Source organism: Azospirillum sp. VT-I1, assembly GCF_055698305.1.
Genome location: NZ_CP168800.1, coordinates 2,831,280 through 2,852,056 on the forward strand (window position 1 = coordinate 2,831,280; position 20,777 = coordinate 2,852,056).

The following is a 20,777-nucleotide window of genomic DNA, read 5'->3' on the forward strand; positions in this document are numbered from 1 at the left end:
TCCCGGGAGAGGGAAGGGGCCCATGCGACAGCATGGGAAGGGTGAGGGGTAAAGCGAGGATCAGAGGATCCTTGTCCGGATCGCCCCTCACCCTCCCCGCCGCAAAGCGGCGGGTCCCCTCCCTCTCCCGGGGCGGGAGAGGGCGTTTCTCACTCCTCGCCCGAACCGCGGCCGGGGTCGGGCTTGGCGAGGTCGTCGGCGCGCAGCGCGCGGGCGACGTGGTCGAGCACGCCGTTCACCATCGCCGGCTCGCGGCCGGAGAAGAAGGCGCGGGCGACGTCGACATACTCGCTGATGAGGATGCGCGGGTGGGTGTCGGTATGGACCGCGATCTCGTAGGCGCCGGCGCGCAGGATGGCGCGCAGCAGCAACTCCAGCCGGTCCAACGGGAAGCGCGGGTCGAGCGCTGCGCCCAGCACGCCGTCCACCTCGGCCCGGCGGTGGATCGCGCCGCGGACGATGTCGGCGAACAGCTGCGGATCGCCGGAGACGAACTTGTCGCCGTCGATCTCCTCGCCCAGCCGGTGGGCGACGAACTCGCCGACGACATTCTCGACCGGGGCCTGGGCCAGATCGATCTGGTACAGCGCCTGGGCCGCGGCCAGACGGGCGGCCTTGCGGCGGGCCTTGGCGGAGCCGCCGCCGGTCTTGTTCTTACGGGACTTCGATTTGCCCTTGGAGGCGCCGCCGGTGGAGGCGCGTTCGGGTGTCACGGGGCTGCCCGCGTCGTCGTTGCTCATGGTCTGCAGTCGCTAAAAGAGAGGAGATGTCGGGGTCAGCGCGGATAGAGGCGGAATTTGCGCTTCAGGTCAATCATGTCAAGACAGGCCCGCGCGGCGCGGCCGCCCATGTTGACCGATCCGACATTGGCCCGCGCCCAGGCCTGCTCGCGGTTTTCCACCGTCAGGATGCCGTTTCCGACCGCCAGACTGTAGCGCAGGGCAAGATCCTGCAGGCCGCGGGCGCTTTCGGCGCAGATCGTTTCGTATCGCGTCGTCTCGCCCCGGATCACGCAGCCCAGCGCGACGTAGCCGTCGAAACGCTTGCGGGCGGTGAAGAAATCCATGGAGCGGATCGCGTACATGATCGCCGCCGGAAGCTCCAGACAGCCGGGCACGCCATAGCGGATGTGCGTGGCGCCGGCGCGGTCCAGTTCCGCGACGGCGCCACGCGCCAGCTCATCGGCGATGTCCTCGTGGACGCGGGCGTCCACGACCATGATGTGGGGCGTGTCGGTCATCCGGCGGTGTTCAGCCCCCTGCTCAATCGTCGCCGGGGTCGGCGGCACCCGGATTGATGGCGCGGTGGCCGACCACGGACAGGCCGTAGCCTTCCAGCCCGATGATCGGCTTCTTGCGGTTGGACAGCAGCACCATCTTGCGCACGCCGAGATCCAGCAGAATCTGCGCGCCGATGCCGTAGTCGCGCAGTTCCGGCGCGCTGCCGGACTGGCCTTCCAGCCGGGCCTTCAGCACGGTGGACAGGCCGTTCGGGTTCGGCTCGCGCAGCAGAACGACGACGCCGCGGCCTTCCTTGGCAATCAGCTCCATGGAGGCGTGCAGGTCGTTGTCGCGGCCGGAGTTGCGGTCGCCCAGCACGTCGTCCAGCACCGATTGGGCATGCATGCGCACCAGCACCGGCTCGTCGCCGGAGATGTCGCCGCGCACCAGCGCGATGTGCTCCGCATACTGGATCTTGTTGACGTAGACGTAGGACTGGAAGCGACCGCCGAAGCGGCTGTCCAGCGTGCCGGCCAGCACCTGCTCCACGATGGTCTCGGTGCGGCGGCGGTAGGCGATCAGGTCGGCGATGGTGCCCACCTTCAGCCCGTGGAACTGAGCGAACTGCACCAGATCCGGCAGGCGGGCCATGGTGCCGTCGTCGTTCATGATCTCGCAGATCACGGCGGAGGAGGAATGGCCGGACAGCCGGGCGATGTCGACCGACGCTTCCGTATGGCCGGCGCGGACCAGAACGCCGCCGTCGCGCGCCAGCAGCGGGAAGATGTGGCCGGGGGTGGCGAGGTCCTGCGGGCCGGATGCCGGGTCGATGGCGACGGCGATGGTGCGGGCGCGGTCGGCGGCGGAGATGCCGGTGGTGACGCCCTCGCGCGCCTCGATCGAGACGGTGAAGGCCGTCTGGTGGCGCGACGCGTTCTGCTGCGCCATCAGCGGCAGGCGCAGCCGTTCGATGTTCGGCCGGTCCATGGTGAGGCAGATCAGGCCGCGGCCATGCTTGGCCATGAAGTTGACCGCTTCCGGCGTGGCGCAGGAGGCGGGGATCACCAGATCGCCCTCATTCTCCCGGTCCTCGTCGTCGACCAGGATGAACATCCTGCCCTGACGCGCCTCTTCGATGATCTCTTCGGCCGTCGACAGGTATTGGTGAAACTCGGACGTCATTCCTGCCCCGCGAGCCGGGCGACATAGCGCGCCAGCATATCGATTTCGAGATTGACCGCATCGCCCTCCTTCAGCCCGCCGAAGGTGGTGGCGGTCTGGGTGTGGGGGATGATGTTGACGCCGAAGCGGCTGCCGTCGACCTCGTTGACGGTCAGCGACACGCCGTCGATGGCGACCGAGCCCTTGGGCGCGATGTATTTGGCGAGAGTGGCCGGCGCCTCGAAGGTCAGGCGCAGCGATTCGCCTTCGGGGCGGATCGACAGCAGCCGGCCGACGCCGTCGACATGGCCGGACACGATGTGCCCGCCCAGCTCGTCGCCGACCTTCAGCGCGCGTTCCAGGTTGACGCGCGTACCGGGCTCCCACCCGCCGAGCGTCGTCTTCGACAGGGTTTCCCCCGACGCCTGGATGACGTAGGTCCCCGGTCCCTTTTCGATGACCGTCAGACAGACGCCGTTGTGGGCGATGGACGCCCCGATCGCGATCGTCTCCGTGTCGAAGGCGGTCTCGATGGTGAACCGGGTGTCGCCCTGCCGCTCCACGGCCCGGACGCGCCCGACATCGGTGATGATTCCGGTGAACATGGCGGGGAATTTAGCAGGTTTCGCGGCCAGGGGAAGCGCGCGCGACACCGCAGGCGGCGCAACGGTCTGTTGCGTGCGGCAAACAGATGGTCAGGGGCAGATGGTCAGGGGCAGATGGTCAGGAAGCGGCCCGGCGATAGCTCTCGGCCAGATCGGCACCGGCGGCGTGCACCGCCGTCCGCTCGAAGCGGGCCATGGCGGCCAGCGCCTCCACTCCAAAGCCGGCGACCGCCGGCAGCCCGTCGCCGCCGATCAGCGAGGCGGCACGGAACCATTCCAGCCGGTCGACCAGCCCGGCGCCGAGCAGCGCGCCGGCCATCGCCGCACCGCCTTCCACCAGGAGGCGGGTGATGCCGCGGTCGGCGAGGGCGGAGAGGGCGGCGGCGGGATCGACGCGGCCACCCGGGCCGGCGGCGACCGGAAACACCTCCACGCCGAGCGCGGTCAACGCCTCCTGGCGCGCGGTGTCGGGGGCGGGGCCGGTGACGACCCAGGTCGGGATGCGGCGGGCGCCGGTCGCGAGCTTCGCCGCCGGGGGCAGGCGCAGGTTGCTGTCCACCACCACGCGCACCGGGCTGCGGTCGCCCAGGCCGGGCAGGCGGCAGGTCAGTTCGGGATCGTCGGCCAGCGCGGTGCCGATGCCGACCAGGATCGCGTCATGGCCGGCGCGCAGCCGATGGCCCCAGGCGCGGGCGGTCGGGCCGGTGATCCACTGCGACTCGCCGGTGGCGGTGGCGATGCGGCCGTCCAGCGTGCTGGCGACCTTCAGCGTGACCAGCGGGCGGCCCAGCGTGATGCGGTTGAAGAAGCCCTCGTTGAGGGCCAGCGCCTCCGCCTCGCAGACGCCGGTGACGACCTCGATCCCGGCATCCCGCAGGCGGGCCAATCCGCCGCCGGCAACCCGCGGATCCGGATCCTGGCAGGCGACGACGACGCGCGCCACCTTCGCCTCGACCAGCGCCAGGGCGCAGGGCGGCGTCTTGCCGTAGTGGTTGCAGGGTTCGAGTGTAACGTAGGCGGTGGCACCCTCGGCGCCGCCCGGCAGGTCGCGGGTGCGGGCCAGTGCCTCCGCCTCGGCATGGGGACGGCCGCCGGGCTGGGTCCAGCCGCGGCCGATCACGGCGCCGTCGCGGACCAGCACGCAGCCGACCGCCGGATTGGGCCATGTCTGCCCCAGCCCGCGCGCGGCGAGCGACAGGGCGGCGCGCATGTGGTGCCGGTCGGTTTCCGGATCGGGCAGGCCGGCCATCGGAACCGGCCCTATGTCAGCTGCCGGGGCCCTTGCCCTTGGTGTCCTTCGCCGAGAAGCGGCCGACGTTGCCCATCATCTGTTCCAGGAAGCCCATCTCGCGGCCGGCGGTGGGCGTCGTGCGCTCCACCAGGTCGATGTCCTGGCCGTTCGACTTGTCCAGCGTCTTGATCTCGCGCAGGACGCCGGCATCGTCGAAGCGGGCGATGACCACGCGGCGCTCCGTCACCTCCGGCTGGAAGAAGGCGGTCTTCTCGGTCTTCTGGCCGATGTAGTACCAGACATTCTGATCGAAGGTGCCCACCGAGGTCGGCGTGCCCAGAACCGCGGCGACGTCGTCGCGCCGGCTCTGGCCCGGCTGCAGCTCTGCCACCAGCTGCGGGTCCGTCAGGTTGCCGCGGGTGGCGACGACGGGGAGCAGCCGGCCGCGGCGAGGCCGGCGAACAGGACGCTTCCCAGAAGGGCGGTGCGAATGACGGCGCGCGGGGCGGAAAAGTTCGATCTGGTCATGGTGCTCGGGCTATGATGGAGCCGGCGGGGCATAGGACTGTCCGCCAGTGCGGATGGTCGCTAAGGCGGGACAATCGCACCGGGCGCTTCGCCCTGTCAACGAGACTCCGAGTCGGGGAAGGGCTGCCGTTCGTGTCTGAGAGCTTCATGGTCCGTCTGCTGGGTCCTTTGCTGAATGGTCTGGGCGGCGGCGCGCGCGCCCGCAACGCCGAGGCGGTGGGCGGGCTGTTCACCGGGATCGTCACCCAGGCCCGCCAGCCGGGCTTCTACGCGGCCCTCGGCGTGCCCGACACGCTGGACGGCCGGTTCGAGATGGTGGCGCTGCACCTGTTCCTGGTCATGCGCCGGCTGAAGGGGCAGGGCGCCGCCGCGGCCAAACTGTCGCAGCGCCTCTACGAGACGATGGTCGACGATTTCGAGAAGTCGATCATGGAGCTGGGGGCCGGCGACAGCGGCATCGCCCGGCGGGTGAAGACGATGGCGCGCGGCATGGCCGGACGCATCCGCGCCTATGACGAGGCGCTGGCCGAACCCAACGGCCGCCGGCTGGAGGTGGCGCTGGACAACAACCTCTATGGCACGGTCGATCCGGTGCCGGACGGCGCGCTCGCCGCCGTGGCCGCCTATGTCCGCGCCTGCGCCGCGGCTCTCGATTCCCAGCCGCTGGAGTCGCTGATGCGGGGGGAACTGCGCTTCGCTCCTGCGCCCGCCTGAAGCGCACACTATATATATCGTCCCGATCCGGCCACCGGCTTTGCGGAGGGCTTGCCTTTCCCGGCCGGCGGCTGCATGTGACTCGGGATGCGGGCGCCCGCCGCGCCCGCCCGTGATTCGACCGCCGACCCGTTTTGATCAGAGAGTCTTTCGCCATGAGCCCTGTGAACGGCGCCCTGCCGGCCCCGGAATTCTCGCGTGTCGTCAATGCCGACGCGGTGCGCCGCGCCGACGTGACCGAGACCATCGAGGCGACGGAAACGGAGCGCCGCGCCCTCGCCGAGCGGCTGGAGTTGGAGGCGATCGGCAGCCTGACCGCCACGGTGAGGCTGCGCGCGGTGCGCGGCGGCCAGATGATCCGCGTGTCCGGCAAGCTGGAGGCCGACGTGGTCCAGACCTGCGTCGTCACGCTGGAGCCGGTGCCGGCCCATGTCAGCGAAAGCTTCGAGGCGCTGTTCGCCCCGCCGTCGATGGTCGAGGACCAGGGGCTGGAGATCGATTTCGACCCCTCCCTGTCGGACGAGGACATCCCCGAGCCGATGGAGAACAACCGAATCGACATCGGCGAGCTGACCGCGCAGCACCTGTCGCTGGGTCTCGACCCCTACCCGCATGCCGAAGGCGTGGAATTCGAGGGCTATGACGAGGGTCCGGTGGAAGAAGAAGCGGTGGAAGAGCCGGAAAAGCCGAACCCGTTCGCCGTTCTGCAGCAATTGAAGCAGCGGAACTGACTGCGGTCTTGCGTCCCCCGCGGTTCCTTGTATAAGGGCCGGCATTTCCACCCCCTCCAATGAGCGGCGCGGGGTTGCGAAATGGGGGTTGTTCGGGCTTGCCCTTCGGGAGCATTTGCCTTATTGAATGCCGCTCGCGCTGGGCGGCCCCTGTTCGGGCCGCCCTTTCCAATGAAGAGAGTTTACGGTCATGGCTGTTCCGAAGAAGAAGACCTCCAAGTCGCGGCGCAACATGCGTCGTTCGCACCACGCTCTGCCCACCTCGGCCTACAACGAGTGCCCGAACTGCGGCGAGCTGAAGCGTCCGCACCACGTCTGCGGGTCTTGCGGCCATTACGACCAGCGCGAAGTGGTTCAGAGCGGCACCGCGGCCGCTTGATCGCGATCGCGTTGTCTGAGGTCCCGATGATCAGGGGCGTACTTCGCCCCTGCCGGGGTCCTAGCCGGGGAGCCTGTTCGCGGTGAGCCAGCGCCTGACCATCGCCCTGGATGCCATGGGTGGCGATCTCGGTCCCGACATGGTCGTTGCCGGGGCGGACATCGCGCGGGAGCGCCATCCCGACGTGCGCTTTCTGCTGTATGGCGACCGGGAGCGGATCGAACCGCTGCTGAACCAGCGGCCCGCGTTGAAGGCGGTGGCGGAGATCCGCCACACCGCCGACTTCGTGGCCGGGGACGCCAAGCCCGCGGTGGCGCTGCGCGCCGGACGCCAGTCCAGCATGAGGCTTGCCATCGACGCCGTGGCGTCGGGCGATGCCGCCTGCGTGGTCTCGGCCGGCAACACCGGCGCCCTGATGGCGATGGCGAAGTTCGTGCTGAAGACGCTGCCGGGCATCGACCGGCCGGCGATCGCATCCTTCTTCCCGACGCAACGGGGCGAGAGCGTGATGCTGGACCTCGGCGCCAACGCCGAATGCCAGCCCGAGAACCTCGTCCAGTTCGCCGTGATGGGGGCCGTCTTCGCGCGTGCCATCCTGGGCATGCCGGAACCGACGATCGGCGTGCTGAACATCGGCTCGGAAGACATGAAGGGCAACGAGGTGGTGCGTGCCGCAGCGGCCAGCCTGCGCGCCATGCCGCTGCCCGGCCGCTTCCACGGCTTCGTCGAGGGCAACGACATAGGGCTGGGCACGGTGGACGTCATCGTCACCGACGGCTTCACCGGCAATGTCGCGCTGAAGACGGCGGAGGGGACGGCCAAGCTGTTCTCCGAGTTCCTGCGCCGCACCTTCGCGACCTCCTTCCTGGCGCGGATCGGCTATCTGCTGGCACGCGGCGCTTTCAAGCGCTTCCGCGAGCGGATCGACCCGCGGCGCTACAACGGCGCGATGTTCCTGGGTCTGCGCGGCGTCTGCGTGAAGAGCCATGGCGGCACCGACGCCGTCGGGTTCGCCAATGCCGTCGCGGTCGCGATCAATCTGGCGACTCACGGTTTCAATGAGCGCATCAAGGAAGAGATGGGGCGCATAGCCGACGCGAACCCTCTTCCCGACACGAAGGCGGCGGCGGGCTGAACCATGCTCATGCGTTCCCGAGTTCTCGGTTGCGGCACCTACCTGCCGGCCAACGTCGTCACCAACCAGGATCTGGAACAGCGGGTCGACACGTCGGACGAGTGGATCGTCCAGCGCACCGGCATCAAGTCGCGCCACATCGCGGCTGAGGGGGAGAAGACCTCCGACCTCGCCATCGCCGCGGCGACCCGCGCGCTCGAGCATGCCGGCGTGCCGGCGGGCAGCATCGACTGCATCGTGCTGGCGACCACCACGCCCGACAACACCTTCCCGGCCACCGCGACCAAGGTGCAGGCGGCGCTCGGCACCATCGGCTTCGCCATGGACATCCAGGCGGTCTGCGCCGGCTTCGTCTATGCCATGGCGGTCGCCGACAATTTCTTGCGCAACGGTCAGGCGCGCCGCGCCCTGGTGATCGGGGCGGAGACCTTCTCCCGCCTGCTGGACTGGAACGACCGGACCACCTGCGTGCTGTTCGGCGACGGTGCCGGTGCCATCGTGCTGGAGGCCTATGAGGCCAAGGGCGACTCGACCGACCGCGGCGTGCTGTCCACCCACCTGCATTCCGACGGCAGCCAGTACGACCTGCTCTATGTCGACGGCGGGGCGTCCTCCACCGGCACCATCGGCCATGTGCGGATGCACGGGCAGGAGATCTTCCGCCACGCCGTGTCCAAGCTGTCGGCGGTGGTGGAGGAGGCGCTGGTCGCCAACGGTCTGGAGTCCACCGACATCGACTGGATGGTTCCGCACCAGGCGAACCGGCGCATCATCGACGGGCTGGCCCGCAAGATGAAGCTGTCGCCGGAGAAGGTGGTTCTGACGGTGGACCGCCACGGCAACACCTCGGCCGCGTCGATCCCGCTGGCGCTGGGCGAGGCGGTGGCCGACGGCCGCGTCAAGCGCGGCGACCTGATCCTGATGGAAGCCATCGGCGGCGGCCTGACCTGGGGATCGGCGCTGGTCCGCTGGTAAGCGGCCCCGTCATTCCGCAGCTTCTTCAATGCTGCACCGCACGCCCGGCCCGGCTTCGGCCGGGCTGTATGCGGCTGCCAAGCTTTTGAATTGACGGACCTTCTTTCCCCGGATTACCGTCTTCGCAATGGTTGCGGGGGAGGTCGAACCATGTCCCAGAACACCGTCACGCGCGCCCAATTGAGCGAAGCCGTCTACCAGGAAGTCGGCCTTTCGCGCAACGAATCGGCCGATCTGGTCGAAACCGTCCTGGACGAGATTTCCGACGCGCTCGCGCGGGGGGAGATGGTGAAGATCTCCTCCTTCGGCAGTTTCCAGGTCCGCCAGAAGGGCGAGCGAATCGGCCGCAACCCCAAGACCGGGGAAGAGGTGCCGATCCTGCCGCGGCGGGTTCTGGTTTTCCGGGCCAGCCATGTGCTGAAGAACCGCATCAACGACGTCCAGGAGGGTGGGGCGCCGACGCCCGCGCGGGCTCTCTCCTGAGGCCGGCCGTCCGCGATGACCCCGGCTCCTCGTCCACCGCCGTGCCGTGCCTGTCCGCGGAACGCCGCCACACCCGGTCACTGCCGGGCGGCGGCCTGATCCTGCCATGAAGTCCGCCACGGCCTATCGCACCATCAGCGAGGTGTCGACCGACCTGAACGTGCCTCAGCATGTTCTGCGCTTCTGGGAGACCAAGTTCCCCCAGATCCGCCCGCTGAAGCGCGGCGGCGGCCGGCGCTATTACCGGCCAGAGGATGTGGAGCTTCTGCGCCGCATCCAGGCGCTGCTGTACGAGGACCGCTACACCATCAAGGGCGTGCAGCGCCTGCTGAAGGAAGGACGCATGTCCGACCCGACGCCGCCGCTGCCGGAGGACGCCGAGGAGTCCGGCGACGCCGCCGGATCGGAGGAGGGGAGCGCGTTCGACGACGGCATGGGCGATGGCGTGGATGACGGCCCGCATCCGCCCTTGTCCGCCGCCCTGCGACACGAGATCACCATGGTTGTGGACGAGCTGAAATCGCTGCGGTCGGTGCTGTCCCGCCTCTCCGAAATCGGCGACAAAAAAGCTGAAAAAAGATCACGGGAGATGTTGCATCGGCGAAAGTCCGCGGCTATAGTCCCGTTCCCTTCCGGAGCCAAGCCGCAAGCACTGCGGTGAAGTTGACGGAGCGTAGCGCAGCCTGGTAGCGCATCAGACTGGGGGTCTGGGGGTCGCAGGTTCAAATCCTGTCGCTCCGACCAGTTCCGGAAGGACCGGAAAAGCCTTGGAACCCAACGGTTCCAAGGCTTTTTCTTTGCCTGCGTCATCGGGAGCCGGTGCGTCATCTGTCGGCGCCGTGTGGAACTCTTGTGTGGAAGTCGGACCGGTTCCCACACGCAGCGCCGCCATGGTCGCCCCCTCCACCGCCTGACGGGCGGCGGCATCCGCGACGCGCAGATAGCGCCGCGTCGTCTCATAGCTCTTGTGCCGGGCGAGCTGCTGGGTGACCGCCGCCGGCGCGACGTGGGCGACTGCGGTAACGAAGCTGGCCTTGGTGTCGTGGAAGCGGTGCTTCAGCCCTACTTTCTCCAGTGCGGTTCGCCAAGCCCGCTTCGGGTTCTTCACCGGCTTGCGCTCGCCCTTCGCCCCGTGCTGGTAGGTCAGCAGGTGGGTGACCTGCCATTCCCGCGCCTGCCGCACCAGGCGCGTCAGCAACTCCATTGCCTCCGGGTTCGCCGGGATGAACTCGGCACGGTTGGCCTTGGTCGAGGCTGCCTCAAGCCAAACCCCACGCTGCTGGAAATCGACTTGGTTGATGGTCAGCCCGAACACCTCCGCCTTTCGGAAGCCCATCAGGCGGGCCAGCAGCATGCCGTCGCGCAGATGAGCCGGCGCGGCCGCCATGATCGCCTCCAGGTCGCTGTCCGAAACCGGGCGGGGCAGGTGCTGCGCCTCCGTCAGCTTGGGTACCTTCGGCAGCTCGGCCAGCAGCAGGCGGCCGGCGCCGTCGCGTAGCGCGTGGGCGATCCGCAGCGCTTCCCCCAGAGTCACCAGATAGCGGTTGATGGTCGAGTCGGCACGGTTGCGGTCGGTCGGATGGTAGTGCTTCAGCCGCTCTTCCGGCGTGCGCGCCTTCGGCCCGCCCTTGTAGACCATCACCGGCTGTGATCGCGCCCAGGCGATGTATTCCCAAATCCGTTGTTCGGTCAGCTCGGCCACCGCGGTTTCCGGACCGAAGAAGTGGATGAGGTCCGCCACATAGACCCGCTTGTTCGGCCAGTCCTTCAGCGCCTGCTTGCGCGTGGCATAGGCGACGAACATCTGGGCGACCGTGAAGACGGTCGGCGCGGCCGGCGCAGGCTTGGACTTGAGCGCCGCCGCATGCACCAGCGCCTCGCATCGGCGCGCCTCTGTCTTGTTGGCGGCCGGCTGCCCGGTGTCCGGATCGACGCAATAACCGCTGTACCGGGTGCCATCGAGTCGGAAGTCGTAGCGCCAGCGATTGCGCGCCTTGTCATGGAAAACGGTCATGTGTCCGCGATCTAGGGTTTGGCAGGGGTGACCATGATGCCGAGTGCCGCCAGTTGGGCAACAGCCTCACGATGCGCAGGTGTCGGCGCACGTCTGTGCGCCGGCGCAGCCTTCGTCGCGACGCCCGGCCCCTGAAGCCTTTGACGTTCCTGGTAATCCCGGATGCTGGAGACGTAGACGCGCACCCCGCGCTTCCCGAGTCGATAGCCCTGCAATTCCTTCTGCCGCACCAGCTTCCGCACGGTCGACTCATCGGCGCCCATCGTGTGGGCGGCCTCCGCGACGGTGATCGACCGCTCGACTCCGATGATCGGCGGCATCGAGGCCGGATCCAGGGCAGCGCGGACGGTCATGCCGGACCTCCTGTGTGCGGATCGGCAAGAGGCACCGCCGGCAGCGCCCGCGTCGGTCCGCCATGCGCCAGCAGGTAGGCGATGGTGGAGGGCACGGCGACCACCAGCACCGGGAAGGTGGCGCGCGGATAGTGGGTGGGAATGTCCACGTTGTAGACGCCGGGGGTGAGGATGTCGCACACGACCGGCACTTCGCCCACGGCGAGGATGACCAGCCGCTCGCCCCGGCGGAACTGGATGCGCCGGACGTCGGCCGGGGTGTCGAACCGCGCGGCGTGGCATACCTGCCAGTCGGTGGCCTCCAGGGTGGGGATCACGGCAGTTCCTCCCGTGCCAGTTCGGCGCAGTCGAGGTGGTAACGCGCGGCGGATAGCAGGCGCAGGCGGCGGGAGGGAAGGTCGGTGTTTCCCGCCTCCAGCTCGGCCCGGCCGGCTTCCTCCAGATGCCATCGGGCCAGACTGGCGATGGCAGCGGTTTGTTGCCCTGCGCAGATCACGTCAGTTCCTTGTCCGATCGGCCGTGAACCCGCGGCCATTGGCTCGGCGCTCACGACCGAGGAAGTCCAGCACGGCGACCGGCGCGGTGTAGGTCTGAAGGAAGAGACGGACCAGGGCAGTCAGCGGCAGTTCGTCGGCGTGGAACCGCTCATGCACCGCGCTGATCAGGACGTCCCGGTTCGCGTATCCTTCCGCTTCCGCTATGTGGTCCAGCAGCAGCCACGACGTCACATCGAGTCGCATGGAGGTCCGATGCGCGGTCCAGCGGTTGTTGACCACCACGTTGTAGGTGACCAACGGTGTCGCTCCCGTCTTGGGCAACGCCGGGACCATATGCCGCAGCGTTTGCTCCAGCTTTTCGGAATGCGACTGCGCAAAGGACCGGTCCATGGACACGTTCTGCGCCCCAGCTCGACGCTGCAATGGAACCCGTACGTGGTTACTCACTGCCTTACCCTCTGCTTTTTCGCTTAATCGCCCTTCTCAGGAACTCACCGGATGAAATCGGTAGGCTCCAGATGCGATTTTTGACACCTCATGTTGCGGGTAAGGTACATCACGTACCCGGCATGCTCAACACAAAACGTACCGAACGCCGATGCGCTGATGGTGAGGGCGTATCGGACGCTGCGTCACAGCGCTAATTTTTCTGTGGGCGTTTCCTGTCTAGCAAGCGCATCGGTCAAGACCTGGGTGGCGTTCTTGCCAGCCTGATCCAACCTCCGGTATTTTTCGAGAAGAGCAACTTCGTCGGCAGTTAAAGTCTGTGCTTCTGAACCTTCACCTGTAAGAAGCCAGCTGAGCGATACTTTGAACGCGTGCGCATACCGTTCGGCGGATTTTTGTTTAAGCCCGCGAGCACCGTTTTCATGACTCTTGTATGTATTGTAATTCCAGCCAAACCGTTCCGCCACATCGCGTGGGGTTGCGAAGCCCGCATTGGCCCGCGCCCACTGCAAGCGTTCATATGGTGCCGCTGTTTTGTCCGGTTTTCTCATGGGACAAAGCGTACCAAAGGGCAAGGTACGTTTCGTCTTGACGCAGTAGGGTACGAAACGTACCTTGCTCCAATGAGCTTCAAGGAACTCATAGACCGCTGGCCTAGCCGCGCTGCCCTCGCCGACGACTGTGGGGTCGATTACGGAGTCGTGAAGCAATGGCATCGTCGAGACTCGATCCCTTCCAAGCATTGGCCGGTGGTTATCGCTTCTGCCCGGAAGCACAAGCTGCGTGGCGTGACGCTGCAGAAGCTGTCGGACATTTCCCGTGGTGGGCTCTCAGAGGGGCCCCGGGAAACAAGACAACCGGCATTGCAGAGCTGATTGCGGTGGATGATCTCATGCTGATGACCATGGGTTGCCAATTTAGGAAGCATCGCTCGCTTTGCGCGACGCGGCAACTGGCAAGCTCATGGCCAGAAGCCGTTATGCCGCCTCGCCAATTTGGCGATGGCCCGCACCGTAGATCAATCAGGGGGCTCCCTGTCGTATCTCACTTTGGCATCCGGTTCGCTCTCGGTCTTCCCTTGTCCGTGGCCGGGATGCGATCGCGGCCGGCGCCATTTCCAGCCGGCGCCGGCCGCAGCTCTGTTCCAGGGGAGGCGTGATGGCCGAGCTTGATCGTGCTTGCCTCACCCCTGCCCAGCGTGCCGTCCTCGATGCGTGGCCCGCATTCGAGGCTGCAGCAGCGGTGAAGTGGGCCACTGTCGACAAGGTGGTGCGGACGCTCTGCAATGCGCGTTCGCTGGCCGAGTTGGACGAGGGGGAAGCTACCGAACTGGCGGCGCTGCTGCGCCGTGGGACTGCGCGTCTGCACACCCTGGCATCATTGCGGACGGCTACCGCTGACGCGATGACACGAGGACATGAATGACCGCCCGCGGGCGACCGTTCCGCCTGCGAAAGGATCCGAGATCTATCTGCATCACCGGGAACTGTGCCGCAGTGGCGGTGCAGTTCCTTCGCGCCGATCGGCGCCAACCTGCCGTGCGAGGCCCGCCGGCAGACGGAGCGGTCGTGGCTGCGACCGCCCCGGAGTCTGCTGCTGATGTCAAACAGGGTGCGCTCTGCGTGGCGGCTGCCGCGCGAGCCCTTTGCCGTCTTCGACCAACGAAAATTAGGTGCGTCATGCCGTCCATGGAAGTCAGCCAGATAGGCCGGAATGGCGCACGGAAGTATGAGTTTGGGACCATGAGGGCCACCGCCGCACCGATCCGCCTCGACCGCGCTTTACTGGTGCCGCTGTTCTGCTCCCCCGGTACGGTCGGAAACTGCGGCAACCCGCCGCCCTTCGCACAGCGGGGGCGGCATGATCCAGGCGGACAAGCGCTCCCCCTTCTACCTGCTGCGCGAGCTGTTCCAGGACGCGCTGGGCCTGGCGCCCGGCCTGACCGACAAGCGCCGGGTGCTGGCGCTGCTGCTGGTAAGGCGCAGCGACGAGTCGATCTTCGTCCGCTGCGGCGAGCTGGTCGCGTGGATCGGCGCCGACAAGCTGGCGCGGGCCATGCGGTGCGACCGCCGCACCGTTCAGCGCGGCCTGTCCTGGCTGCTGGGCGCCGGCATCATCGAGGTGGACCGAAAGGGCGGCGGACGGGCCCGCTCCACCCGCTACCGCTTCAGCAAACAGTGGCTGGGGGCGACCGCCGTCCAGCTGGAAAACTGCGGCATCGCCGAAGCCTATGGCCTGCCCGACGATCTGTTCGCCGTGGCAAACGGCGGCACCTATGCCGCAGTTGCCGCCCGGTTCAGCGGCGATACTGCGGCGGACGGGTGGCAGGGGGCGGGGGAGGGTGGCCGAAACAGCGGCATGGCCGCCGCTGTTCCGGGCGTAAACAGCGGCATGATCGGCGGCAGTGCGGAGAACAGCGGCGCGGATGCCGCACTATCCGGCCAAAACTGCGGCGAGTTTTCGGACGGCGACGGAGAAACTGCGGCGCTAGCGTCCACAAACTGCGGCAATTCAGCCGGAAACTGCGGCGCAGCTCTGCCGCCCGAAATAGATCTAAATAATAGAAATAGAGGCGGGCGGGCGGTGAAAACTGCGGCAGGCCAGAATCCTGACCGCCGCCAGCGTCACCTTCCCCTTCCCATTTCCGGCGGACGTTCTGCGGCGGAAGAATCCCAGGGCTATCCTGGAGCGGAGCGGAATCGTGGCTGGCATCCGAGAATCGTGCAGAGAGCGACTGAGATTCTGGGCGACACCCAGCGCGCGACTCTGGCGGTGGAGTGGCTGGAGGATGCGCAGAAAGAGCGGCTGCGCGACGGCTACCGGCCGACACCGGAGGAACTGGAGAAGTGGCTGGGCTGGGCGCTCGACCGGGCGGACCAGAGCGGCGTCGCGCCGGCCGGTGGACTGCCGCCGGATCTGGCGCAGGCGGTCCAACTGGCCGCCCAGCAGGCCGTGCGCGACGTGCTGCCGACGATCGTACCGACGCTGATCCAGGCGCTTCAGCAACAGCTTCAGGGCAGCGGGGCGGGCACCGTGGCTGCCTGAGAAACGGCGGCATGGTGCAGCAGCTCGCGCTTGACGGAGGAGGGGGCAGGGATGGGCGGCTCGGTCGGAAGAGGCACAGGAAACAGCGGCGCGCTGTGGCGGAGCGCGCGGCCATGAGCCGGGCCGGCCAGCAGCTGCCCCTGGATCTGGGCGTGCCGCCGCGCACCGCGCCACACAGGCCGGTGCAGGTCCAGCCGGAGGAGCCGGGCGTGTACCGCGCCATCGAGGTGCTGCGCGCCGCCGGACTGCGGGTCTACCGGAACGGCGCGCTGCATCTGGTCGACGGCAAGCTGCTGACCACGGCGGAGCTGATGCGCCTCTTCCATGCCCACCAGCGGCGGGACCAGGGCAAGGCCGACCGCTGAAGCGGCGGCAACGAATCGGGTGTCGTTGGTCCGCCGACAGCGCGGATCGGCGGCGTGGGGAAACGGGAAAGTGTTCACGCGTGAACGCTTTGGGGGCTGGAACATGAAGACGATCCTGGTGGTGCAGGGGAAGGGCGGTGGGCCGAAGACGGCAACCGTCCGCAATCTGGCGGTGGCCGCCGCTACGACCGGGCTGCGGGTGGGGACGCTGGACACGGATCCGCAGGGCAGCCTGACGCACTGGCACAGCCTGCGCCCGGCCGACGTCGCGCCGATCGCCGGCGAGCAGCGCGTGCTGGGCGAGGTGACGGAGCGGCCGACGCCGCAGGGCCTCGACCTGCTGGTGATCGACACGCCGACCGCGGTGGAGTTCTTCCCGGAATCGACCGCGCTGCTGTTCGACGTGGCCGACCTGGTGCTGGTGCCGGTGCGGCCGGGACCGGAGGACTTGGTCAGCATGCAGGCCATGCTGCCCTACCTGCACAGCCGGCGCCGGCCGATGCGCCTGCTGTTGAGCCAGATCCAGCCACGCCTGCGCGAGACGGCGGACGCTCGGTCCATCGTCGCCGGCATGGGCACGCCGGCGCCGGTGGAGATCCCGCTGCTTCAGGAGGTGCCGCGCAGCTTCATGGCAGGGCTGGGCACGGCCGAGATCGCTGGCACCCGCACCGGCCCGCTGTTCCGTGACCTGTGGGCCTATCTGTCCGCCGAGATGGGAGTCTGACGATGGCACCGACCGCCCGCAGCCTGGGGAATGCCCGCCTGTCCATGCTGGCCAAACCCCGCACCCTGACCACCCGTGCCGAGTTCGCCGCGGACATCCGCCGGGAATGGACCAATGCACTGGAGGCCACTGTGGCGGTGGGCCGCCGCCTGAACGAGGCCAAGGAGGCCCTGCCGCACGGCGAATACGAGGCGATGGTGACGAACGACCTGCCGTTCAGCACCTCGACCGCTCGAAAGCTGCGCGAGATCGCCGCCTTCGTCGATGAGGGCAAGGTGCCGCTGGACCGGCTGCCGGAAGCGATGGGCACCCTCTACGTCATCGCGACCTTGCCGGACGAGACGCGTCAGCGGGCGCTGGACGCCGGCACGATCCATCCGGAGGTGACGCGGGCCGAAGTGGCGGCACTGAAGCCGCCAGCCCGGCCGGTCGAACAGCCTGCCGAGGTCATCGCTCCTCCCATCCCGCCCACGTGGGAGCCGTCACTACCGCGTGAGTCACGCTTCGCGGCGGCGCTGTCGCTCCCCTGGCACACGGATCCGGACGATCCCGGCGCCATCACCGTCGAGCTGGACGGCGTGCGCCGCTACCTGCTGGTGATGGTGGCGCCTGATCCAGCCGCTGCAGATGTGGTACGGCATGTGGTGGAGTTGCATAACGGCGTATGTAAAAATTAAGATTCATTCCCTTAATGTTTCCCGGAAGAACTGGAATAGCACATTAAACTATGACTGCCTAATTCGAGCGGACGATGCTTAATCCTGGTATCTTCTTCTCATTAACTAAGTATAGCTTTATGTATTTCCCAAGTAGTTCTCGGGTATCGTTTAGCGGTAGAGATTCTATCGAACCTGACATATTGTGAACAAATTTATCGCGAATGGATTTTATTTTCTTAAATGAATCGACGTCCTTTTCAGCATCTGGATTACCAAGGCAATGTGATGTGGCTATAAATTTGTCTAAAATTCGATATTTCCCTTTCATTATCTCAAGAATTTTTTCGGAAAGAATACTGGGTACTGGGGATTTATTTATGCTAATTCCGATATCTTTTTCGATTTCGATAAACTGCTTAGAAACAAACATTTCTAATCCGGTCCAAGCTGAAACGAAAGCATTCAATGGGCCGATTTCATCAGGCTTTAGTGACATGGAATAAAGATCAATAATTGCTTGTAGCTTAATATCTTCTTGAAAAGTCTTGGTTAAGTGAAGCGCTGTTTCGATTTCCGAATGATCAATTGGTGAAATGGTTTCGGTTCTTGCGGGAACTTGTTTGGAAATTGCCTTGCGGAAACCTTTCGAATTATCCACCAAAAAGTATTTATCGAATATAAACTCAAATTCCTTTGATATCTTGGAGAAGGTTGCCAATGAAATTGCGGTTGCGGTTAATCCAAATGCTTTCGAGGCCATTAAATTATGAGGAAGTTTATCGAAATCCGTTCCGTCTTCGTCTTTTATTTTTTCTAAATCGATTTCAGAAGTATCTATGCTAACAGAAATATAAATTATTGCCCGTGAGTGGCCGTGAATAAGATAAGAATTATTATGCGATACAGCATTTTTTTGTTCCTCATTATTTAAATCTGTTTTCTTTAACGCATTTTGATTTAGAATAGTCTCTAAAGTAGACGCGTAAGTGTTTGCGCCAAGTAAACTAACAGAAACCTTATCATTGCTTAACAGGAGAGTATTCATGCTAGGCTCAGGTTTGTAAATTCCAACAGCCGAATAAAATCTGCAATATTCCAGTTTCATTTCTTACCTATCATCGCGCTAGAGGTAGCTTTCCGTCTACAATATAAGATAGGTATGTGACCTGATATGCAAGGGAAAAGTGTTTCAAATGATGCTATGTGCTGATTAATGCTGTACAACGATAGGGAATGCGAATTTTATAATTATCTGTGGACGCATCGGTGTCGATCTACCTTCCTACGCATTTCTTAAATTAGCACTGAGAGCAGCAAACTATGGGGGGAGCGCGCTTCGGCTGGATTTGCCTGTCTCCGCATTACCATCCATTCTCAAAGCCGCGCTAAGTTCTTCACCATCCGAGCCCTGCGCGGTCTGTGGACGGCAACGTCGGCCCGTGGTACGTGGGGCAGCATCGCCGCGATAATCGACAGTCCCACCCACAAATTCCACCAGGGCTTCCCCATCGGATAGTCCCTGTGCCTTGCACCAGCGGGCTGGTCGACGCTTCCCGGTTTATCCGCCAGTCTGGCAACCCGGATCGCCAACCCCCTGGAAATCAACCCCGCATCCCGCTACCTTCGCGCGTCTTTCTGGTACGCTGTCTGCCATATGTGCGAGGGGCAAGGGATGGGATCGCTTTATCTGAACCGGCTGTCGAAGGATGAACGTACGGCGCTCACCCAGCAGCTTTGGGACCAGCAGTCGGGGAAATGCTTCATTTCCGGCAAGCCCATCGAGCTGGCCCTGCATGAAACCGACATCGACCACATCATCCCGACTCGCGACAACGGAAAGGACGATCCGTCCAACTTCGCGTTGACCCTGTCCCATTTCAACCGGTCCAAGCAGGCCAGCGACTTGCGGATCGCCCGCGTGCTGGCCCGGTTCGAGGACATCAAGGCGCAGGCCGACAGCGACGACCGGGGCGCCAACCTGAACGACGTACTGCGCGCGGTCGATGGATCGTCGGCCCCGCTTCGCGTGGCGTTCGAGGGCGACTTCATCTCCTACATCGCACCCGGTTCGACCGAGCCGGTACGGCTGCCCGTGCATGAGGACGCCCTGTCCGGCATGCGCTATTTCTTCGCGGTGCTGCCGGTCGAATGCGTCTTCCATGACGACCGCATCAATCCCCGGCCGATCGGCAGCAACCTGCGGGGGCTGATCGAGGAGTTCCATCGTCGCCGGCCGCAGCTCCATGTCGCGCTGGGATGGATCGAAACCAAGAACCTGCCGACGGCGGAGGTGCGCGTCTTCGACGGCCAGCACAAGGCCGCGGCGCAGATCCTGCTGGGCATTCGCAACATTCCGCTGCGCATCTTCATCGATCCGGATCTCGACCGGCTGCTGACCGCCAACACCAACGCCGGGACGACCCTGCGCCAAGTCGCTTTCGACAAGTCGGTTCAGCGCCGGCTGGGCAGTTCCATCCTGTTCGACCGCATCACCCGCTATCGCACGGATAAGGGGTTGCCGGAGGATTTCGAGGAGTTTTCCGAGAAGACGCTCGTCGATCACTTCAAGGGCGAACAGCGCGCGATGACGCGCTACATCCTCGACAGTGTCCGCGACGGCATCACCCACGATCCGAACAACATGCTGATGGATTTCGTGGAATATGCCGGCAAGGGCTATGAAAAGCCGCTGTCCTACAGCGCCATCGAAAAGACGTTCTACAGCCAGTTCATCTATGGCGGCCTGCTGGAAACCGCCTGGAATTATCGCGCCGATGAGGGCCAGAACCCGCGCGATCTGGAGAAGACGCAAATCGTCCGCTTGATGAACCTGATCGCTGCCAAGATCTATGTCGGGAAATATGACGACGAGCGGGGAACCCGGCGACTGGAGAACGCGGTGCAGGGCGGCGAGGACGTTCCGGAGCCGCATCTGCGCGCCTTCCGCATGGCGAAGGAGGAGGTTCTGCAATGCTGGCTTGGCCATATCCGCCGGATCGCCGAACAGCATTTTCTGATCACCGGGCGGGTGATCACGGCGGAGCGCCTGTTCCAGTATCCATTCCCTGAACAGCTTTGGACCAACATCGGCAATTTCATCGACAATCTTGCGCGTCTGCCGCTGTGGGTGAACCGGGAACTGTCATCGACGGTGTTCGGCTCCAAACAGAATTACAAGGTGTGGCAGAGCATCTTTGAGGATGGCAAGACGCCCGGCGGGCAGAAGGTGATGGTCAACGGCCTGAACATCATGGAGATGATCAAGGCCTGAGCCGGATCATCGCCGTGGTTGTGCGATCAAGGGGATGCAACGCCCCTTGACGCTCCGCCCCGGTGGAGCGATCTTTCGGGTCGGAGCTTAAGAACCTCCCCGTAGGCGGCAAGCCACCCGCGCGTTTTCGCGATGTGGCTATTTTCATGCCCGGAGTCTGTCCGGATCATGCCCCTTTGCCGGGGGTCGGATAATACAACACCCGCAAGGGGAATATTCCGGCCTGACCTATGCAGGTTC

General features: G+C 65.2%; 26 protein-coding genes and 1 tRNA gene. 14 read left to right on the top strand and 13 right to left on the bottom strand.

All coding sequences use genetic code 11. The features are described 5' to 3' along the window. Positions 1 to 149 precede the first annotated feature (149 nt). The 6 genes from nusB to AB8P05_RS13690 all read right to left on the bottom strand — a co-directional run bounded on the left by nusB (position 150) and on the right by AB8P05_RS13690 (position 4,608). Complete coding sequence (gene nusB / locus AB8P05_RS13665) at positions 150 to 740, bottom strand: transcription antitermination factor NusB (RefSeq protein WP_472758317.1); 591 nt, start codon at positions 738 to 740, stop codon at positions 150 to 152. Between the two features lie 35 nt (positions 741 to 775). Further along, positions 776 to 1,240 (bottom strand): 6,7-dimethyl-8-ribityllumazine synthase, encoded by a 465-nt coding sequence (gene ribH, locus AB8P05_RS13670; protein ID WP_012973639.1) that lies wholly within the window; start codon positions 1,238 to 1,240, stop codon positions 776 to 778. A 22-nt stretch (positions 1,241 to 1,262) separates the two neighbouring features. Further along, complete coding sequence (gene ribB, locus AB8P05_RS13675) at positions 1,263 to 2,402, bottom strand: 3,4-dihydroxy-2-butanone-4-phosphate synthase (protein ID WP_472758318.1); 1,140 nt, start codon at positions 2,400 to 2,402, stop codon at positions 1,263 to 1,265. Beyond that, positions 2,399 to 2,986, bottom strand: a complete 588-nt coding sequence (locus AB8P05_RS13680; RefSeq protein ID WP_455171284.1) for a riboflavin synthase — start codon at positions 2,984 to 2,986, stop codon at positions 2,399 to 2,401. The genes ribB and AB8P05_RS13680 overlap by 4 nt, the downstream gene beginning before the upstream one ends. 118 nt (positions 2,987 to 3,104) lie before the next feature. Further along, entirely contained in the window at positions 3,105 to 4,235 is a 1,131-nt protein-coding gene (gene ribD / locus AB8P05_RS13685; RefSeq protein WP_472758319.1) for a bifunctional diaminohydroxyphosphoribosylaminopyrimidine deaminase/5-amino-6-(5-phosphoribosylamino)uracil reductase RibD, read from the bottom strand. Positions 4,236 to 4,251: 16 nt separating this feature from the next. Further along, the gene (locus AB8P05_RS13690; protein WP_472758320.1) at positions 4,252 to 4,608 is read right to left on the bottom strand and encodes an outer membrane protein assembly factor BamE; all 357 of its coding nucleotides are present in this window, start codon (positions 4,606 to 4,608) and stop codon (positions 4,252 to 4,254) included. A gap of 269 nt (positions 4,609 to 4,877) precedes the next feature. Here AB8P05_RS13690 and AB8P05_RS13695 point away from each other — a divergent pair, with 269 nt between their 5' ends. The 8 genes from AB8P05_RS13695 (at position 4,878) to AB8P05_RS13730 (ending at position 9,906) form a co-directional block, all read left to right on the top strand. Continuing rightward, positions 4,878 to 5,459, top strand: a complete 582-nt coding sequence (locus AB8P05_RS13695; RefSeq protein ID WP_472758321.1) for a ubiquinol-cytochrome C chaperone family protein — start codon at positions 4,878 to 4,880, stop codon at positions 5,457 to 5,459. Between the two features lie 155 nt (positions 5,460 to 5,614). Continuing rightward, positions 5,615 to 6,190, top strand: a complete 576-nt coding sequence (locus AB8P05_RS13700) for a YceD family protein (RefSeq protein WP_455171288.1) — start codon at positions 5,615 to 5,617, stop codon at positions 6,188 to 6,190. A 190-nt stretch (positions 6,191 to 6,380) separates the two neighbouring features. After that, entirely contained in the window at positions 6,381 to 6,569 is a 189-nt protein-coding gene (rpmF, locus tag AB8P05_RS13705) for a 50S ribosomal protein L32 (protein ID WP_012973646.1), read from the top strand. Between the two features lie 82 nt (positions 6,570 to 6,651). Further along, positions 6,652 to 7,704: a phosphate acyltransferase PlsX gene (gene plsX / locus AB8P05_RS13710; protein ID WP_472758322.1), complete on the top strand. Its 1,053-nt coding sequence runs from the start codon at positions 6,652 to 6,654 to the stop codon at positions 7,702 to 7,704. Between the two features lie 3 nt (positions 7,705 to 7,707). Then, on the top strand, positions 7,708 to 8,679 hold the full coding sequence (locus tag AB8P05_RS13715) for a beta-ketoacyl-ACP synthase III (RefSeq protein ID WP_472758323.1): 972 nt from the start codon (positions 7,708 to 7,710) through the stop codon (positions 8,677 to 8,679). Between the two features lie 150 nt (positions 8,680 to 8,829). Then, positions 8,830 to 9,162 carry an integration host factor subunit alpha gene (locus AB8P05_RS13720; protein ID WP_014247260.1) on the top strand — a complete coding sequence of 111 codons (333 nt, stop codon included), beginning with the start codon at positions 8,830 to 8,832 and terminating at the stop codon, positions 9,160 to 9,162. Positions 9,163 to 9,268: 106 nt separating this feature from the next. Continuing rightward, on the top strand, positions 9,269 to 9,823 hold the full coding sequence (locus AB8P05_RS13725) for a MerR family transcriptional regulator (RefSeq protein WP_472758324.1): 555 nt from the start codon (positions 9,269 to 9,271) through the stop codon (positions 9,821 to 9,823). 6 nt (positions 9,824 to 9,829) lie between these two features. Further along, positions 9,830 to 9,906: transfer RNA gene (locus tag AB8P05_RS13730), tRNA-Pro, on the top strand. On the opposite strand, the gene AB8P05_RS13735 is transcribed toward AB8P05_RS13730, so the two are convergent. The 6 genes from AB8P05_RS13735 to AB8P05_RS13760 all read right to left on the bottom strand — a co-directional run bounded on the left by AB8P05_RS13735 (position 9,857) and on the right by AB8P05_RS13760 (position 13,189). Then, positions 9,857 to 11,176 (bottom strand): tyrosine-type recombinase/integrase, encoded by a 1,320-nt coding sequence (locus AB8P05_RS13735; RefSeq protein ID WP_472759351.1) that lies wholly within the window; start codon positions 11,174 to 11,176, stop codon positions 9,857 to 9,859. The two genes, AB8P05_RS13730 and AB8P05_RS13735, sit on opposite strands and share 50 nt — an antisense overlap. Positions 11,177 to 11,187: 11 nt before the next feature. Further along, a complete protein-coding gene (locus AB8P05_RS13740) occupies positions 11,188 to 11,529 on the bottom strand; it encodes a helix-turn-helix domain-containing protein (protein ID WP_455171292.1) in 342 nt (113 codons plus the stop codon). Next, positions 11,526 to 11,846 (bottom strand): hypothetical protein, encoded by a 321-nt coding sequence (locus tag AB8P05_RS13745; protein WP_472758325.1) that lies wholly within the window; start codon positions 11,844 to 11,846, stop codon positions 11,526 to 11,528. The genes AB8P05_RS13740 and AB8P05_RS13745 overlap by 4 nt, the downstream gene beginning before the upstream one ends. Continuing rightward, complete coding sequence (locus tag AB8P05_RS13750) at positions 11,843 to 12,025, bottom strand: hypothetical protein (RefSeq protein WP_472758326.1); 183 nt, start codon at positions 12,023 to 12,025, stop codon at positions 11,843 to 11,845. Before AB8P05_RS13750 ends, AB8P05_RS13745 begins: the two co-directional genes overlap by 4 nt. Before the next feature lies 1 nt (position 12,026). After that, on the bottom strand, positions 12,027 to 12,416 hold the full coding sequence (locus AB8P05_RS13755; protein ID WP_472758327.1) for a ribbon-helix-helix domain-containing protein: 390 nt from the start codon (positions 12,414 to 12,416) through the stop codon (positions 12,027 to 12,029). Positions 12,417 to 12,658: 242 nt separating this feature from the next. Next, positions 12,659 to 13,189 (bottom strand): helix-turn-helix domain-containing protein, encoded by a 531-nt coding sequence (locus tag AB8P05_RS13760; RefSeq protein ID WP_472758328.1) that lies wholly within the window; start codon positions 13,187 to 13,189, stop codon positions 12,659 to 12,661. A 442-nt stretch (positions 13,190 to 13,631) separates the two neighbouring features. On the opposite strand from AB8P05_RS13760, the gene AB8P05_RS13765 reads away from it, so the two are divergent. The 5 genes from AB8P05_RS13765 to AB8P05_RS13785 all read left to right on the top strand — a co-directional run bounded on the left by AB8P05_RS13765 (position 13,632) and on the right by AB8P05_RS13785 (position 17,284). Beyond that, positions 13,632 to 13,898, top strand: coding sequence for a hypothetical protein (locus AB8P05_RS13765; RefSeq protein ID WP_472758329.1), 267 nt, complete (start codon positions 13,632 to 13,634; stop codon positions 13,896 to 13,898). A 435-nt stretch (positions 13,899 to 14,333) separates the two neighbouring features. Continuing rightward, the gene (locus tag AB8P05_RS13770) at positions 14,334 to 15,518 is read left to right on the top strand and encodes a hypothetical protein (protein WP_472758330.1); all 1,185 of its coding nucleotides are present in this window, start codon (positions 14,334 to 14,336) and stop codon (positions 15,516 to 15,518) included. Positions 15,519 to 15,631: 113 nt separating this feature from the next. After that, positions 15,632 to 15,883: a hypothetical protein gene (locus tag AB8P05_RS13775; RefSeq protein WP_472758331.1), complete on the top strand. Its 252-nt coding sequence runs from the start codon at positions 15,632 to 15,634 to the stop codon at positions 15,881 to 15,883. A 103-nt stretch (positions 15,884 to 15,986) separates the two neighbouring features. Then, a complete protein-coding gene (locus tag AB8P05_RS13780; RefSeq protein WP_472758332.1) occupies positions 15,987 to 16,607 on the top strand; it encodes a nucleotide-binding protein in 621 nt (206 codons plus the stop codon). 2 nt (positions 16,608 to 16,609) lie between these two features. Then, complete coding sequence (locus AB8P05_RS13785; protein WP_472758333.1) at positions 16,610 to 17,284, top strand: DUF3102 domain-containing protein; 675 nt, start codon at positions 16,610 to 16,612, stop codon at positions 17,282 to 17,284. 58 nt (positions 17,285 to 17,342) lie between these two features. On the opposite strand, the gene AB8P05_RS13790 is transcribed toward AB8P05_RS13785, so the two are convergent. Continuing rightward, on the bottom strand, positions 17,343 to 18,371 hold the full coding sequence (locus AB8P05_RS13790; protein WP_472758334.1) for a hypothetical protein: 1,029 nt from the start codon (positions 18,369 to 18,371) through the stop codon (positions 17,343 to 17,345). Positions 18,372 to 18,938: 567 nt separating this feature from the next. Between AB8P05_RS13790 and AB8P05_RS13795 the strand changes: the two genes are divergently transcribed. Beyond that, positions 18,939 to 20,537 (top strand): hypothetical protein, encoded by a 1,599-nt coding sequence (locus tag AB8P05_RS13795; protein ID WP_472758335.1) that lies wholly within the window; start codon positions 18,939 to 18,941, stop codon positions 20,535 to 20,537. Positions 20,538 to 20,777: the final 240 nt, after the last annotated feature.